Here is a 16,710-nt window from a genome sequence, read left to right as displayed (position 1 = left end):
GGATCGAAGACCGTCAGCGATCAGCCGTTCGGCGAAGCCTTCCGGAATGATGTTCTCTACCGGCTGCCCTACGAGTTCATCACGGTGATATCCGAACCGTTTCTCCGCCTGAAGATTCAGCAGCACGATCTCTCCGCCCTGGTTCACCACCACCATCGCATCCGGAGCTGCTTCCAACAACCCTCTGTACTTCGCCCCCGACTCACCATTCACAGCTTGTTTCTCCTAATATCACTGCCGGCAAGCCGCTGAACACGGCGGACAGCTCCGACAGGAGGGCTTCGAAGCGCAGCCGCTCGTTGACGCACATGTCTCTCTGGTGGGCATTTTACCCTATGTCCCGCCTGTTGGCTCTCCGGACGTCATTGGACCAAGGTCCAATAGGCGGCGCTTCTTCGGAGGCGTTAGCGTGGCTGTCAGACAACGATTGGGAGGATCTCGTCATGAGCGATTGGATGGTGATTGCGACGACGGTCGTTATCGGAGTCCTGATTCAGAGGTTCGTGTTCTAGCGACGAGGCAGCGTCGTGCCGATCGACCACCCGGAGGAGGCGATCAGATTCACCGATCCAGCTCCGGACCGCCTGCCCGTCGCACGCCCGCTCGGCTGTCCCCGCTGCGGCTCGACATGTGCTCGCCTCGATGGCTGTCCTGTCTGTGCGGGCGAGGTGCCTTGCGCGCGATGCGTGTTCGGGTCACGCGTCGACAACGGGATTCACACTGCGCTCGCGCTGGAGGGATAACGCTAGCAGTGTCATCCGACGAATGCGTATTGGCCCTAGGTCCAATTGGCGAGCGAGTCCCTGACGACTAGAGTGATAGCAAGCGGAAAGGGGGAAGCGCATGCCCAACATCTTCTACATCATCGGCGTCGTGGTCGTGGTGCTCGCGGCCTTGGGGTACTTCAGGCTCGGGTAGGAATTTGAGAAGATCCATCACCGATCACATAGAGGGAGGGTAAGGACAATGCATGGTTCGAGAATCTTCGGTGCCTTGGTATTCGCGTCAGTAGCGATCGTAGCCGCACCGGCGTCCGTGATGGCGGAAAGCACCACCGACAAGGTGGAGCAGAAGGCCAAGGGTGTGGCGCGGGACGCCAAGACCGGGATGAGCGACTCGTGGTTGACGGCAAAGACCAAGATTGCGCTATTCGGCGATGACCGGGTCAAGGGTGGACAGGTGAGCGTCGAGACGGTCAATGGCGCGGTGTCGCTGCGCGGCAAGGTGGATTCGGATGACGCAAAAGCCGCGGCCGCCTCGGTCACGCAGGCGGTCGAGGGCGTGAAGAGCGTGAGAAACGATCTGCAGGTGGTGCCGCCCGCGGATCGAAAGGTGATCGACATCTCCGACACGGACATCACGCGCCAGGTGGAAGGCCGCCTGTCGAAGGATGCTCAGCTCAAGAAAGTCGATGTGCGCACCGACGGCGGGGCGGTCATCCTCATGGGTGCCGTGTCGAGCATTGGGGCCAGCGCCCGCGCTTCGGAGCTTGCCCGTGGCGTGCCGGGCGTCCGCATGGTGAAGAATGAGCTGACCTACGACGCCATCAAGCGTGACAGAGCGCGCATGAGGCCGGCGTGGTCGTACGCGCAGGTCATAGCGATGCAGCAGGCCCTGAAGGACAAAGGGTTTGATCCGGGCGGGACCGACGGCGTCATGGGTCCGAGGACGGCGGCTGCGCTGAAGGCGTATCAGAAGTCTGAAAATCTGCCGACGACCGGCACGATGGACGGTGACACGGGCGCGAAGCTCGGTGTGAAGGTAAGCACCGAGGGGCGGTAGTCGCCCCAAGGCAGCTGTCAGCTCACGAGAGGGAGGCCGGGCCTGTTCCGGCCTCCCCCAGTTGTCATCAGGTCGGAGCGACCAGGAAAGGGAGCCGGGAATGACCAAGGGAACTGCACAGAAGACGGGCGTATTTCTGATGGACGTGAAAGAGCTTCGGCGGCGGGCCCGCGTCCACATGGAGCGTGGCGCTGTCACGGACGGCTATCAGGCAGACCGCACGACCGTGCTGGCCCTGCTGAATACTTCACTGGCGTCGGAGCTGGTCTGTGTGCTGCGGTACCGCCGGCACTATTTCATGGCGACCGGCATCCATGCGCAGGCCGTCGCGGCGGAGTTTCTGGAGCACGCAACGGAGGAGCAGGAGCACGCGGACCGCATCGCTCATCGGATCACCCAGCTTGGCGGCGAGCCGGATTTCAACCCGGAGGGGTTGGCAACGCGGAGCCATAGCGAGTACGTCGAAGGCACCGATCTTGTGGATATGATCCGCGAAGATCTCGTGGCGGAGCGGATCGCCATCGAATCCTACGGCGAAATCATACGGTACCTTGGCGAGAACGATCCCACGACGCGCCGGATGCTCGAAGAGATCCTGGCCGTCGAGGAGGAACACGCCGAGGACCTCCAGGCCCTGATCCAGAAGGTGTGACAACGTCGAAGACACAAAGGAGAACACCATGAACCTTGTGCTGTTCATCGTGATCGGGCTGATCGCAGGAGCGCTGGCGGGACGGGTCGTCAGCGGCCATGGCTACGGCGTGCTCGGCGATATCGTCGTCGGAGTCATCGGTGCCTTCCTGGGGGGCTGGATCTTTTCCACGTTTCTGGGCGTTGCCGGCGGTGGTGTCTTCATGAGCCTGGTCACGGCGTTCATCGGGGCGATCGCCCTGCTCTGGCTGATCCGACTGGTCGCCCCGAGGCTCGCCTAGCGGCTGTCGCCTGGGCCTGCGTGGCCTCGATTGTTGCGACGATGCCCGTTGGGCCGGAGCCTGATGCCAAGGCGGCCGATGAGTGTGTCAAGCTCCTCATGTCGATGAGCTAGTCGACCTCGCATCTGCGGGGCTGTTGAACCAAGGCTGCGCCGCTGTTCTCTCCCGTGCTAGATTTGGCCCCATGCGCGTGGGGGCTAGCGGTTTCTGGAAGTTCAGGCCTGCCTGGTAGGCGCTCAACGACCGTGAGCGACGCGATCGCGGCGCGGGCGGATTGGGCGCAGGGCCTCCGGTGGGGTCGCCGGGTGCGCCGCGTGGCCCGCAGCGGCGTGGTCGTCGCCGGCGTGGTCGTCGCGCTCCTGGTCGTCGGCGTCGCGGTCTTTGCTCCGGTGATCGCGCCGCACGTCCCCGACGAGCCGAACTTCGAGCTCATCGAAGCTGCGCCCGGGCCCAAGGCGTGGTTCGGCACCGACCGCTTCGGCCGCGACATCCTGAGCCGGATCATTTTCGGATCGCGCATCTCGCTCTACGTCGCCGGCGTCTCCATCGGAGCGTCGATGCTCCTGGGCGGGACGCTCGGGCTCACGGCCGGGTATGCCGGCGGCGCGTGGGACAACGCGATCAACCGCGTGATGGACGTGTTCTTCAGCATCCCGGGCCTGCTGTTAGCAGTCGGCATCGCCGCCATGCGCGGGCCCGGAGTGAACAGCGCCGTGCTCGCCATCATCATCGTCTACACGCCGCTCTTCGTGCGGATCATGCGCGCCCCCGTTCTGGCCGAGCGCGAGAAGGACTACGTCGAGGCGGTGCGCGCGCTCGGCGCCACCCACGCGGCCGTGGCGCTCAAGCACGTCCTGCCCAACGTGCTGTCGCCCTTTGTGGTCCAGGGCACGGTCGCCTTTTCGCAGGCCGTGCTGATCGAGGCTTCGCTGAGCTACCTCGGCCTGTCGGCGCAGCCGCCGACGCCGTCGTGGGGCAACATGCTCAACGAAGGGCGAACGTATCTCGAGACCGCGCCGTGGATCTCCGTGTTCCCGGGCATCGCCATCATGGTCACGGTCCTTGCCTTCAACCTACTCGGAGACGGCTTGCGTGACGTGCTTGACCCCAACTCGCAGTAGCGACGACCCACAGGAGGGATGACGATGACGACCGACCGCGAGCACACCGACCCCACTCGCCTGAGCCGACGGGATGTCCTGAAGATCGGAGGCGCGACCCTCGGCGCCCTGTCCGTGGGCACGCGGGCATGGGCGCAGGCGCCCAAGCCGGGCGGCAGCTTCATCTCGGCTCAGACCACCGAGGCGACGGGCCTCGATCCGCAGCTGGTCCCGGCGTTCTCGCGGAGCCGGCGGTCGCCGATGATGTACAACCAGCTGGTCCGTTTCGACGGCGAGATGAACCCCGTCGCCGAGCTGGCGGAATCGTGGCAGATCAGCCCCGACAGCCTGACGTGGACCTTCAAGCTCCGGCAGGGCGTGAAGTTTCACGACGGCCAGGAGATGACGTCCGCGGACGTGAAGTTCACGTTCGACCGGCTGTTCGAGAAGTCGCCGGGCAAGTCCGACTTCGTCGCCGTGGACAAGGTCGAGCCGGCCGGCCGCTACGCGGTCAAGTTCGTCACCAAGGAGCCGTTCGCCGGCCTCCTGGCGGCGCTGGGCGGATTCTGGGGCTTCATCATCAGCGAAGCCGGCATCAAGAAGTACGGCGACCTCAACAAGGACGCGCTGGGCACGGGGCCCTTCATGCTCGAGGACTGGAAGGTGGAGCAGCAGATGGTCCTCAAGAAGAACCCCAGCTACTTCCGCAAAGGCCTGCCCTACGTGGACCAGCTGACCCTGCGCATCATCCCGGACGAGGCCAACATCGTCGCCGCCCTCCGCACGGGACAGATCCACCACGCCTTCATCGAGGACAACAAGAACTTCAACCTCCTCAAGGAGGAGAAGACGCTGACCGGGTATCGCAGCTCGCGGCTCGGCTACGACTTCCTGAACATCAACGCGAGCCGCGGGCCGCTCAAGGACGTCCGTGTGCGACAGGCGATCAGCTGGACCGTAGACCGCAGCCAGGTCATGCGGATCGCGGCCGCCGGCTTCGGCCGGCTGACCGCGCCGGCGACGGCGCCCATGAAGCAGTGGCAGCTGCCCGAGGACCAGTGGATGCGCTACTACAAGCCCGACGTGGACAAGGCCAAGAAGCTGATGGCCGACGCGGGCTTCGCCTCCGGGTTCACGGTGAAGCTCGGCGTTATCCCGACCTTCCCCACGATGGTCTCGGGCGCCCCGGTCGTCGCCGCCCAGCTGAAGCGCATCGGGATCACCGCCGAGATCGAGAACGTCGAATACGCCGTGTGGATCAAGCGGTGGCTCGCCAAGGACTTCGACATGACGATGAACACCACGCCGGGCTACGCCGACCCGGACACCGCCTTCTTCCGCGCGCTCCACTCGACGAAGGGCCAGAACTGGAACAGCTGGAGCGTGCCGGAGCTCGACGCCCTGATGGAGGATGGGCGCCGGACCATGGACCAGAAGAAGCGGAAGGAGATCTACGACCGCGTCCAGATCCTCATCCTAGAAAACGTGCCGCACCTCTGGCTCTTTTCGGCTGAGACGATCGACTTCACCCAGGCGTCCGTCAAGGGCTTCAAGCAGCACCCGACGACCTTGCTGTACGGCTTCGAAGGGGTCTGGCTCGACAAGGCCTGAGGCGGCCCGGCCGGGAGCGTTGCACACGACATGAGCGGCTATCTCGCGGTGCGCCTGTACTCGATGGGCTTGACGCTTGCCGGGTTGACCGTGCTCGTCTTCCTGATGCTCCGCCTGGTGCCGGGGACGGTGGTCGAGCAGATGATCGGCGCCGACGCCGTCGTCAGCCAGGCGATGGTCGATCAGCTGAAGAGCTTCTTCGGGCTCGACCAGCCGTGGTACGTCCAGTACATCGGGTGGGTCGGCCGGCTCGCACACGGAGACCTGGGCACGTCGTGGCGCACCGGCAAGCCCGTCATCCTCCTCATCCTCGAGCGGCTGCCGGTGACGCTCGAGCTGGCGATCCTGTCCGTGGGGTTCGCGCTGGCGCTCGGCATGCCGGCGGGCATCGTGTCGGCGATCCGGCGGGACCGAGCGATCGATCAGGTCACCCGCGTCGGGACCTTGCTGGGTCTCTCGGTTCCCGTTTTCTGGCAGGGGACCATGCTGATCCTCTTCTTCTCCCTCTATCTTCGCTGGATGCCGCCGATCGTGTGGGTGGACCTGTTCACGGATCCCAAGCGGAACCTGACGATCATGCTGCTGCCCGTGGTGTGCCTGGGCACGGCCAGCGCCGCCAACATCGCGCGTACCACGCGCGCCTGCATGCTCGACGTGCTGCGCTCGGAGTACGTGCGGACCGCCGCGGCCAAGGGGCTGACCCGGCGCGTCGTGGTGCTCAAGCACGCGCTGAAGAACGCGCTCATTCCTGTGGTGACGGTCGTCGGGCTCCAGGCGGGCATCCTGCTCGGCGGCACGGTGGTCGTCGAGGAGGTCTTCACGCTTCCCGGTGTCGGGCGGCTGGTGCTCTGGTCCATCTACCAGCGGGACTACCCGGTGACGCAGAGCACGATCCTCTTCATCGCGGTGCTGTTCATGACCATCAACCTGGCCGTCGATCTCCTCTACCGCTACCTCGATCCGCGGATCCGGTACGCGGGCTGATCCGCAGGAGGCGTCTCCATGCGCGCATCTGTACTCTTTAGGCAGGGCGAGCCGCTGCAGGTGGAAGAGCTCGACCTCGAGGCCCCGCGTGAGGGCGAAGCCCTCGTCCGCATGGCCGCGAGCGGTGTCTGCCACAGCTGTCTGCACGCCGCTGACGGCAGCTGGGCGGGAGTGCCGGTGCCCATCGTGCTGGGCGACGAGGGCGCCGGCGTGGTCGAGGCCGTCGGGCCGGGCACCCAGGGTCTCCAGGTCGGCGACCACGTCATCCTCTCCTGGGCGCCCACCTGCGGCCGCTGTCACTTCTGCGTGATCGGGCGCCCGAATCTCTGCGAGCGGCGGCAGCCCGGCCGCGGCGTCCTGCCGGACGGCACGACGCGCATGTCGCTCCGCGGCCAGCGCGTTTACCACTACGGCCACGTCGCCACCTACGCCTCGCGGACCGTCGTCGCGGAGTCGTGCGCCATCGCCATCGACAAGCGGATGCCGCTCGACCGCGCGGCGCTGATCGGCTGTTCCGTGATGACGGGCGTCGGCGCCGTCATCAACACCGCGGCGGTGCCGGCCGGGGCGAGCATGGCCGTGTTCGGGGCCGGAGGGGTCGGGCTCAACGTGGTGCAGGGCGGCGCGATGGTGGCGGCGCACCCGATCATCGCGGTGGACGTCAAGGCAGCCAGGATCGAGCACGCGCGCGCGCTCGGGGCGACACACGGCGTCGATGCCTCGCGCGAGGACCCCGTGGCCGCGATCCGCGCGATCACGGGCCGCGGGGTCGACTACGCTTTCGTGGCCGTCGGGGACACACGGGCCGTCTCCCAGGCGTGCGACGCGCTTGGCCCGGCGGGCACGTGTGTCATCATCGGCGTGCCCGCGACCGGCGCGACCCTGCCGCTGGACGTCCGGCCGCTCGTCACGGGCGAGCGGGTCATCCGCGGATGCAGCTACGGCGGAGCGCGCACGCGGGAAGATCTGCCGCGGCTCGTCAGCCTGTACCTGGCCGGGCGGCTCAAGATCGACGAGCTGATCACGCATCGGTATGAGCTGGACGAGGCAAACGAGGCCTTCCGGCAGCTGGCGGCTGGAGAGCTCGGTCGCGGCCTCATCGTCTTTTAGAGGAGGCGAGTCGTGCGGGAGATCGTGTTCGCGCTCGAGTTCAAGGGAAGCGCCGGGCTCAGCGGCGGGTCGGCCACGACCCGTCGTGCCAGGACGTCGGCGCCGAGCCAGACGCTCCGGACTCTCCTCGGACCGGACGGTATCGTGGCGGGTGTGGAGCCCGCGAGCGGGGACGAGGCCGTCCTGGAGTCGACGGTGGAGCGCTTCCCCGACGGGAGCTTCGTGGAAGAAGGGACCATCACCTACGGCCGGCTCGGCCGGGTGTCGTTCTCGACCGTCGGCAGGGGCACGGTGGGCCCGAGTCCCGTCGAAGGATGGGTGCACGGGGCCGTCATGTGGGTCGTCACGGGAGGGGCGGGATGGTTCGCCGGTGCCCGCGGCCTCATCACGTCCAACTTCGTCGCGAGCGCCCAGGGCGAAGTCGTGGACAACCAGTTCGCGCGGCTCTACGTGCCGTAGCGGCGCGCGGGACAATCCCGGCAGCTCGCTCGAGCGGCGCGGAATCCGGGTTCTGGAGGGTGCATCCAAGCCTTGAGTTTGCACGCTCGCCCTGTGGGATAATCGCGATGTGATCTGGCGGGGCTCGCTCTTCCGCAAGTACGCGGTCCTCTTCGTCGTCCTGGTCAGCGGGGCGCTCGTCGCCAGCGGTGCGCTCGAGGTCTACTTCTCCTACCAGGAGCACAAGCAGGCGCTGGTGACCCTCCAGCGCGAGAAGGCGCTCGGCGCCGCCTCCCGCATCGAGGAGTTCGTCAAGGAGGTCGAGCGCCAGATCGGCTGGACGACCCAGCCCTCCATCGTGGCCCCCTCGGCCGCCATGGAGCAGCGCCGCGCCGACTACTTCCGCCTCTTCCGCCAGGTGCCGCCCATCACAGAGGTCACCTACATCGACCCCGAGGGGCGGGAGCAGCTCCGCGTCTCGCGCCTGGCCATGGACGTGGTCGGGAGCGGCGTCGATCTCTCACAGGATGTCAGGTTTCGGGATCCCAAGGCCGGCCGGACGTACTTCAGCCTCGTCTACTTCCGGAAGGAATCCGAGCCCTACATGACCATCGCGCTGGCCGGCAGCGGCAAGCCGCCCGGCGTGACCGTGGCGGAGGTCAACCTCAAGTTCATCTGGGACGTGGTCTCGAAGATCAAGATCGGCAAGGCCGGCCACGCGTACGTGGTGGACTCTCACGGCCGCCTGATCGCACACCCCGACATCAGCCTGGTCCTCAAGAAGACCGACCTCTCGAAGCTCCCCCAGGTGGAAGCAGCGCTGGGCACGGTGGCGCAGGGGATGGGCATGCCGGGCATCGCGCGGGACCTCGAGGGGCGCCAGGTGCTCTCGGCCTCGGCCCCGATCGCGCCGCTCGGGTGGGCCGTCCTCATCGAGCAGCCGCTCTTCGAGGCCTTCGCGCCCATCCGCGCCTCCATCTTCCGCTCGGTCGCGCTGGCGCTCTTCGGCGTCCTGCTGTCGGTCCTGGTGAGCCTCGTCCTGGCACGGCGCATGGTGCGTCCCATCAAGGCGCTGACGGAGGGAGCGGGACGGATCGGCGCGGGAGATCTGGGCTATCGGCTCGACGTGAAGACGGGCGACGAGATCGAAGCGCTGGCCGAGCAGTTCAACCAGATGACCAGCCAGCTGCGCGAGTCCTACGCCGACCTCGAGCAGAAGGTTGAGGTTCGCACGCGCGAGCTCAGCGAAGCGCTCGAGCAGCAGACCGCGACGAGCCAGATCCTCAGCGTTATCAGCAGCTCACCGACCGAGGTCGACCCGGTCTTCAAGGCGATCCTGGCCAGCGCTAACCGCTTGTGCGAGGCCAGCTTCTCCGTCCTCTGGCTCTGGGACGGCGAGGCGCTGACCGCTGCGGCACACGCCAATGTGTCGCCGGAGATGGCGGAGGTCCTGAGGACGGTGCGTGCGCTCCCGGCACGGCAGGGGAGTCCCGTCGCTCTGGCGGCCCTGGAGCACACCGTCGTGCATGTGCCGGATGTCCTCGATGATCCACGCTTCTCTCCAGCGGACGTGCCGTCGTATCGACTCGAGGGCGCGCGCAGCATCCTGGCGGTGCCGGTGCTCCGTGAAGGCAGCCTCGTGGGCGTGATCAATACGTGGCGCCTGGAGCCTAGGGCCTTCACCGACAAACAGATCGTGTTGCTCCAGACCTTCGCCAACCAGGCCGTCATCGCCATCGAGAACGTGCGCCTGTTCAAGGAGCTGGAGGCCCGCAACAGCGATCTGGGAGAGGCGCTGGAGCAGCAGACGGCGACCGGCGAAATCCTCAGTGTCATCTCGAGCTCGCCGACGAATACCCAGCCGGTTTTCGACGCGATCGTGCGGAGCTCGGTGAAGCTGTGCGACGGCCTGTTCGGCGCCGTCTACCTCCTCCGGGACGGGCTGGTCCATCTGGTCGCCCATCACAACTTCAGCCCGGAGGCGCTCGAGGCCGCGCGCCAGACCTTCCCGGCGCCCCCCACCGCGGCTATCGGGGCTGGCCGGGCGCTTCTGACGCAGGCCGTCGTGCATATCCCGGACGTCACCCTGGACGAGCACTACGTGGCACGACCCCTGACACAGGCCCTGGGTCACCGCAGCGTGCTCTGCGTCCCGATGTTTCGCGAAGGCGGCGTCGTCGGGACGATCGTCGTCGCACGCGCCGAGCCGCAGCCCTTCTCCGACAAGCAGATCGCCGTGCTCAAGACCTTCGCCGACCAAGCGGTCATCGCCATCGAGAACGTGCGACTCTTCACCGAGCTGGATGACAAGACCAGGCAGCTCGAGATCGCGAACCGGCACAAGTCGGAGTTCCTCGCCAACATGTCCCACGAGCTGCGCACGCCGCTCAACGCCGTGATCGGCTTCTCCGAGGTGCTGCTGGAGCGGATGTTCGGCGAGGTTAATCCGAAGCAGGAAGAGTACCTCAATGACATCCTGTCCTCCGGGAAGCACCTGCTGTCGCTCATCAACGATATTCTCGACCTGTCGAAGATCGAGGCGGGCCGGATGGAGCTGGAGGCCCAGGCCTTCGACCTGCCCGCCGCGCTCGACAACGCGCTGACGCTCATCAGGGAGCGCGCCGCGCGCCACAGTATCCGGCTCGAGGTCCACGTGGATCCAGCGATCGGCGAGGTCGTGGCCGACGAGCGCAAGGTGAAGCAGGTGCTGCTGAACCTTCTGTCCAACGCGGTCAAGTTCACCCCTGAGGGAGGTAAGATCATTGTGAGCGCGACGTTGAACGGCGAGGCCGTGGGCGTGTCGGTCGCCGATACCGGCGTCGGCATCGCGGCCGGGGACCAAGAGACGATCTTCGAGGAGTTCCGCCAGGTAGGCGACGACTACGCCAGGAAGCGCGAGGGAACGGGCCTGGGTCTCGCGCTGGCCCGCCGACTGGTCGAGCTCCACGGCGGCACGCTGTCGGTGCAGAGCGAGCTCGGCAAGGGCTCGACCTTCACCTTCACCATCCCGGTGCGCGCCCATGGCCGGTGAGCTGATCCTGATCATCGAGGACAACGAGAAGAACCGGCGACTGGTGCGCGACGTGCTCCAGTTCAAGGGCTACCAGACGATCGAGACGGAATCGGGCGAGGAGGGTGTCGAGCTCGCGCGCACCCGGCAGCCGGCGCTGGTCCTGATGGACATACAGCTGCCTGGCATCGATGGGATCACGGCGCTCAAGCGCCTGCGCGAGGACCCGACGACCCGTGGCATGCGCGTCATGGCGGTGACCGCGTCAGCGATGACGCAGGACAGGCAGACGATCCTCGCCGCGGGCTTCGACGGTTACCAGAGCAAGCCCATCAATGTAAAAACCTTCCTCGCGGCCGTCCAGGAGCTGCTCGCCAGGCCATGAAGGACCCCGCGCGCATTCTTGTCGTGGATGACACGCCAGCCAACGTCAAGCTCCTGGCGGACGTCCTCGGGGCCCGCGGCTACGCCGTCAGCACCGCGGCCTCGGGCAAGGAGGCGCTCGAGAAGGTCGCGGCCGACGCTCCAGATCTGGTGCTGCTCGATGTGGTGATGCCGGAGATGTCCGGCTACGAGGTCTGCAAGGCGCTCCGCGCCGATCCGGCGACGGCACGGCTGCCCGTCGTCATGGTCACCGCGCTCGACCCGTCCCAGGAGCGGGTCAAGGGCATCGAGGCCGGCGCGGACGACTTCCTGACCAAGCCCATCAACCAGCCGGAGCTCATGGCCCGCGTACGTTCGCTCCTCCGCGTCAAGCAGCTCTGGGACGAGCTGGCCGAGCTCAACCGCACGCTCGAGACCCGCGTGGCCGAGCAGGTTGCCCAGCTCGAGCGGTTGGGCAGGCTCAAGCGCTTCTTCTCTCCGCAGCTGGCCGAGGCAATCGTCTCGGGCGGCGCCGAGGACCCGCTCAAGAGCCACCGACGCGACATCACCGTGGTCTTCCTCGACCTGCGCGGCTTCACGGCCTTCGCCGAGACTGCCGAGCCCGAGGAGGTCATGGGAGTCCTGCGCGAGTACCACGCAGAGATGGGCAAGCTCATCCTCCACTGGGAAGGCACGCTTGAGCGCTTCACCGGCGACGGGATGATGATCTTCTTCAATGATCCGACACCCGTGCCGGACCCGGCGGAGCGGGCCGTGCGGATGGCCGCCGCCATGCGCGAACGCGTGGCGGAGCTGGCGGTCGGCTGGAAAAAGACCGGCTTCGACCTCGACTTCGGCATCGGCATCGCCCACGGCTACGCGACGCTCGGGGCCATCGGCTTCGAGGGGCGCGTCGACTACGGCGCGATCGGGACCGTCACCAATCTCTCCGCGCGCCTCTGCGCCGAGGCCAAGCCGGGCCAGGTCCTGCTCACCCAGCGGGTCCAGACCGCGGTGGAAGCCTTGGTCGACGCCGAGCCGGTCGGCGACGTGTCGTTCAAGGGCATCAGCCGCCCCGTCAAGATCTTCAACCTGCTGAGCCTCAAGAGCTAGCGGTGTCGAGGATCGTCACGGTCGGCGCGGCGCAGCTCGGTCCGATTCAGCTTGCGGATGCGCGCCCGCAGGTGGTCAAGCGGCTGCTCGATCTTCTGCACCAAGCGAAGGCCCACGGCTGCGACCTCGTGGTCTTTCCGGAGCTGGCGCTGACGACCTTTTTCCCGCGCTGGTGGATGACAGACCAGGCAGAGATCGACGCCTTCTTCGAGCGGGAGATGCCGGGGCCCGAGACGCTGCCGCTTTTCGACGAGTCGCGTCGTCTCGGCATCGGCTTCTATCTCGGCTACGCCGAGTTGGTCACCGAGGGCCGGGTAAGTCACCGCTTCAACACCTCGATCCTCGTGGACCAGGCCGGGCGCATCGCCGGCAAGTACCGGAAGATCCACCTCCCCGGCCACGCCCTACACGAGCCGTGGCGCGCCTTCCAGCACCTCGAGAAGCGCTACTTCGAGGTGGGCGATCTCGGCTGGGGAGTCTGGCGCGCCTTCGGGGGACTGATCGGCATGTGCATCTGCAACGATCGGCGCTGGCCCGAGACGTACCGGGTCATGGGGCTCCAGGGTGTGGAGATGGTCCTGCTCGGCTACAACACGCCCGTCCACCACCCGCCGGCGCCGGAGCACGATCTCCTCGGGAACTTCCACAATCAGCTTTCGATGCGGGCGGGGGCCTATCAGAACGGGACGTGGGTGGTGGGCGTGGCCAAGTGCGGCAGGGAAGAGGGGTGCGACATGATCGGCCAGAGCCAAATCATCGCGCCCTCGGGGGAGACCGTGGCCATGTGCACGACGCTGGGCGACGAGCTCTGCGTGGCACGCTGCGACTTCGATCTGACTCGCTCCTACAAGGACACCACGTTCAACTTCGCCAAGCATCGCCGCCCCGAGCACTACCGCATGATCGTGGACAGGACGGGCGCGCTGCCGCCCCCGTGACGCGCGGCCGCCCCAGGCCGGCGCTTCGAGTAATATTGGTGCCCGGTACCTACCCCTGACACCGTCGAGGAGGATGTCCGCGATGGCCAAGCTGAAGTTCGGCGCCTGGATTCCGACGTACGCATGGAGCGGCGGCAAGAGCGACCCGAAGAACGTCAAGCGCATCCGCGAGTCCATCGAGAAGTGCGAGGACCACGGCATCGACGTCTGGGTCATCGACCACCTCCTGTCGGCGCCGGGGCTCTACGGCAATGCCTGGCTCGAACCGCTGAACTCGCTCGCCTTCGCCGCCGCGCTGACCAAGAAGGTCAAGATCGCCACGGGCATCCTGGTGCTGCCGGTGCGTCACCCGGTGGTCCTGGCGAAGGAGATCTCGACGCTCTGCCACCTCTCGGAGAACCGCTATATGTTCGGAGTCGGTCCCGGGTGGTACGCGCGCGAGTACGAGGTGACGGGCTCGCGCATCGAGGAGCGCGGGAAGCGGACCGACGAGATCATCGAGGCCGTGACGCTGCTGCTGACGAAGCCGAACGCGTCGTTCCTGGGCAAGTACTACCAGTTCAACGACGTGACCATCGAGCCCCGGCCGCCGAAGATGCCGCCCATCTGGGTCTCGGGCGGCTCGCGCGTGCCCGACGCGACCGACCACGACGTGCCGGTCATCGCCACGACGGTCATGGACCGCATCGTCAAGGCCGGCAACTGGCTCTCGCGCTGCTCGGGGAAGCAGGAGTGGGTCAAGCGTGATTGGGCGCAGCTCCAGCGGCACGCGAAGGACATGGGGAAGGATCCGAAGAAGCTCACCTTCGGGCACTGCAACTTCACCCACCTCGTGGACACCGCGAGCCACGACAAGGCCGTCGCGCAGTCGAAGGCGCCGTTCCTTCGCGCCATGGGCACCCACCGGAGCTACGAGCACCTGAAGGAGTGCTACATGGTCGGAGGGATCGACCGCATCAACGCGCGGATCGACGACCTGCGGAAGGCCGGGCTCCAGTACCTCGTGCTGGGACCGGTGTCCGACGACCCCAAGCAGATCGACCTCATGGCCAAGAAGGTCGTCAAGCACTTCAAGTAGAGACGCCGCCGCCGCTCGGGTCGCGCGTGGGCTTCCGCGTCCGCAGCCTGCGCGCTCGAGCGCCCCGGTGACATACGGGCTCCCACCGAATTCGTCCAGTCACTTGATGACCTGATCCGCCCGCCCCAGCACCGCCGGCGGGATCGTCAGGCCGAGGGCCTTGGCGGTCTTGAGATTGATGACCAGCTCGAACTTCGTTGGCTGCTCGACGGGCAGGTCAGCGGGCTTCATGCCCTTGAGAATCTTGTCCACATAGGTAGCGGCACGCTGAAACAAATCAGCAACGTTCGGTCCATAGGCCATAAGGCCCCCGGCATCGACATACTCCCGGAATCCGTACACTCCCGGCAGCCGGTTCTTTGCCGCCAGGTCCACGAGGCGTCTTCGTTCATTGGCGAACATGGCGCTTCCCAACACAGTCAGAGCACCCGCGCGCTCCCTGGTCATGTCCGAGAAGGCCCTGTCGAAATCGGCGGGACCTCGCGCCTCAACGAATTGCAGCCGCACCCCCAGCGCCCGTGCCGCGACTTCTACTTCCTTCAGCACGTCCTTTTCCGTGCCTCCGCCGCTGCCACCTGGCTGCCAGAGGACAGCGACCCGGGTGACCCCTGGAACGGCCTGCTTGAGCAGTTCCAGACGCTTACCGACGAGCTCCGGGGCGAGGAGGGACAACCCCGTGACATTGCCGCCCGGCCGCGCAAGGCTGCTGACGAGCCCACTCGTAACGGGATCGCCAGCACCAATGAAAACAATGGGGAGGGTCCTGGTCGCTTGCTTAGCGGCCTGGGCGGCGGGCGTGTCTGAGGCCACGATGACATCAACCTTGAGCGCAACCAATTCGGCCGCGAGAGCGGGGAGCCGCTCGAACTTCCCCCCGGCATCTCGGTATTCGATCACGACATTGCGGCCCTCGACGTAACCGAGGTCACGCAGTCCTTGGCGAAAAGCCTCGTTCATGTGGGGGCTAGCGGCCAGGTTGCTCGCCAGGTAGCCTATTCGAGAAATCTTGGCCGCCTGCTGGGCCTCGGCGGCGAACGGGGCGACGAGGAGAACCGCACCACTACCAGCAAGGAACCTGCGCCGGTCTATCACTGGGTCCTCCCGCAGGTGGCCTGCGAGTCAGGCGCGCGAGGATGCGGGGCGCGGGGGAAACGGACCGGGTCCATGCAGGAGGCCTCCTCACAGGCTGGGCGGGAGTCTAGCAGAGTCAGAGGCACTCCTCCCATCTGACGCAGCGTCGAGGCGACCTGCGCGACCTCGACGATGAGGGCGAGTCGGATGCGCGGCGATGTAGTCACAGCGTCCCGCGCTTTTCTGCTTGACAGCCTCGGCCGGGTGAGTCGATCACTCGGCAGCAGCTCTCGGCACGTGCCGGCCCAGCGGGGCGCACGCGTCCACCGGTGCGCGATCGGGCGGGACCCGATCAAAAATCATTTCGCGTCCCGGGATCGCCCCTCCCGGACGCTCTCCGAGAGCCCGAAAATCAGGGTGTAGGTTCGATGCAAGAGAAGGAGGGCTCGCCATGCAGAACCATTCCTCATCCGAGCTGGACCGGCTCGGCGACGAGATCGCCCTGCTGTCGGCGCACCTCGACGCTGCCACCGCGCGCCTTCTCTCCATGATCCGAGAGTTCGACGCCCGCGGGGGGTGGAACACGGGCTTCCGCTCCTGCGCCGCCTGGCTGAGTTGGAGGGTGGGGCTCGATCTCGGCGCGGCCCGCGAACGGGTCCGGGTCGCCCGCGCCCTCGAGACGTTGCCGCTCCTCGCCGAGGCTCTTGCCCGGGGGCAGGTGTCGTACGCCAAGGTGCGCGCCATCACGCGGGTGGCCACGCCGGAGACCGAAGCGCGGCTGCTGGCGGTGGGGCGCGCGGGCACGGCCGCGCACGTCGAGCGGATCGTACGCGGCTGGCGCCGGGTGGATCGGCGGGCCGAGGCTCGGGAGACCACCCTGCGGCATGCGAGCCGAGCCCTTCACGTCCATCAGGACGAGGACGGCATGGTGGTCCTCCGGGGACGGCTCGAGCCTGAAGTGGGCGCGCTGCTCATGCAGGCGCTCACGGCAGCCCGCGAGGCTCTCTACCAGCGAGCTCGCGTGCCGGACGGAGAGGTTGTGGGGTGCACCCCTAAAGTGAGACACGGAAACTAGTGACAGCCTCTGGTTGACAGCCGTTCACAGCATGCTGTTCCTGCCTCGGGACCGCCACCGTTGCCTCGAAGTCAGCGGGCGCCACATAGCGCAGCGCCGAGTGCA

16 protein-coding genes are annotated in these 16,710 nt (G+C 66.7%); 14 read left to right on the top strand and 2 right to left on the bottom strand.

Annotated features, from left to right (window positions below):
- The coding region (locus VGV06_08475; protein HEV2055194.1) for a PAS domain S-box protein at positions 1–213 on the bottom strand (213 nt) is incomplete at its 3' end.
- A gap of 825 nt (positions 214–1,038) precedes the next feature.
- Here VGV06_08475 and VGV06_08470 point away from each other — a divergent pair.
- The 13 genes from VGV06_08470 to VGV06_08410 all read left to right on the top strand — a co-directional run bounded on the left by VGV06_08470 (position 1,039) and on the right by VGV06_08410 (position 14,459).
- Positions 1,039–1,782, top strand: coding sequence for a BON domain-containing protein (locus VGV06_08470; GenBank protein HEV2055193.1), 744 nt, complete (start codon positions 1,039–1,041; stop codon positions 1,780–1,782).
- Between the two features lie 100 nt (positions 1,783–1,882).
- A complete protein-coding gene (locus VGV06_08465) occupies positions 1,883–2,434 on the top strand; it encodes a ferritin-like domain-containing protein (GenBank protein HEV2055192.1) in 552 nt (183 codons plus the stop codon).
- A gap of 28 nt (positions 2,435–2,462) precedes the next feature.
- Positions 2,463–2,714 carry a GlsB/YeaQ/YmgE family stress response membrane protein gene (locus tag VGV06_08460; protein ID HEV2055191.1) on the top strand — a complete coding sequence of 84 codons (252 nt, stop codon included), beginning with the start codon at positions 2,463–2,465 and terminating at the stop codon, positions 2,712–2,714.
- 245 nt (positions 2,715–2,959) lie between these two features.
- On the top strand, positions 2,960–3,835 hold the full coding sequence (locus tag VGV06_08455; protein HEV2055190.1) for an ABC transporter permease: 876 nt from the start codon (positions 2,960–2,962) through the stop codon (positions 3,833–3,835).
- A gap of 24 nt (positions 3,836–3,859) precedes the next feature.
- Positions 3,860–5,425 (top strand): ABC transporter substrate-binding protein, encoded by a 1,566-nt coding sequence (locus tag VGV06_08450; protein ID HEV2055189.1) that lies wholly within the window; start codon positions 3,860–3,862, stop codon positions 5,423–5,425.
- 30 nt (positions 5,426–5,455) lie between these two features.
- Entirely contained in the window at positions 5,456–6,409 is a 954-nt protein-coding gene (locus VGV06_08445; GenBank protein HEV2055188.1) for an ABC transporter permease, read from the top strand.
- Between the two features lie 18 nt (positions 6,410–6,427).
- Positions 6,428–7,519 carry a Zn-dependent alcohol dehydrogenase gene (locus VGV06_08440; GenBank protein HEV2055187.1) on the top strand — a complete coding sequence of 364 codons (1,092 nt, stop codon included), beginning with the start codon at positions 6,428–6,430 and terminating at the stop codon, positions 7,517–7,519.
- A gap of 12 nt (positions 7,520–7,531) precedes the next feature.
- A complete protein-coding gene (locus VGV06_08435; protein HEV2055186.1) occupies positions 7,532–7,978 on the top strand; it encodes a hypothetical protein in 447 nt (148 codons plus the stop codon).
- A 109-nt stretch (positions 7,979–8,087) separates the two neighbouring features.
- Complete coding sequence (locus VGV06_08430; GenBank protein ID HEV2055185.1) at positions 8,088–10,988, top strand: GAF domain-containing protein; 2,901 nt, start codon at positions 8,088–8,090, stop codon at positions 10,986–10,988.
- Positions 10,978–11,352 (top strand): response regulator, encoded by a 375-nt coding sequence (locus VGV06_08425; GenBank protein ID HEV2055184.1) that lies wholly within the window; start codon positions 10,978–10,980, stop codon positions 11,350–11,352. The genes VGV06_08430 and VGV06_08425 overlap by 11 nt, the downstream gene beginning before the upstream one ends.
- On the top strand, positions 11,349–12,443 hold the full coding sequence (locus VGV06_08420; GenBank protein ID HEV2055183.1) for a response regulator: 1,095 nt from the start codon (positions 11,349–11,351) through the stop codon (positions 12,441–12,443). The genes VGV06_08425 and VGV06_08420 overlap by 4 nt, the downstream gene beginning before the upstream one ends.
- A gap of 2 nt (positions 12,444–12,445) precedes the next feature.
- Positions 12,446–13,381, top strand: coding sequence for an N-carbamoyl-D-amino-acid hydrolase (locus tag VGV06_08415; GenBank protein HEV2055182.1), 936 nt, complete (start codon positions 12,446–12,448; stop codon positions 13,379–13,381).
- An 82-nt stretch (positions 13,382–13,463) separates the two neighbouring features.
- A complete protein-coding gene (locus VGV06_08410; GenBank protein HEV2055181.1) occupies positions 13,464–14,459 on the top strand; it encodes an LLM class flavin-dependent oxidoreductase in 996 nt (331 codons plus the stop codon).
- Positions 14,460–14,558: 99 nt separating this feature from the next.
- Here VGV06_08410 and VGV06_08405 read toward each other — a convergent pair whose 3' ends face one another.
- Entirely contained in the window at positions 14,559–15,551 is a 993-nt protein-coding gene (locus tag VGV06_08405; protein HEV2055180.1) for an ABC transporter substrate-binding protein, read from the bottom strand.
- A 430-nt stretch (positions 15,552–15,981) separates the two neighbouring features.
- Between VGV06_08405 and VGV06_08400 the strand changes: the two genes are divergently transcribed.
- Positions 15,982–16,605, top strand: a complete 624-nt coding sequence (locus VGV06_08400; GenBank protein HEV2055179.1) for a DUF222 domain-containing protein — start codon at positions 15,982–15,984, stop codon at positions 16,603–16,605.
- Positions 16,606–16,710: the final 105 nt, after the last annotated feature.

The organism is Candidatus Methylomirabilota bacterium, assembly GCA_035936835.1.
Classification (GTDB): domain Bacteria; phylum Methylomirabilota; class Methylomirabilia; order Rokubacteriales; family CSP1-6; genus AR37.
This window is presented reverse-complemented; position numbering and strand designations above follow the sequence as displayed.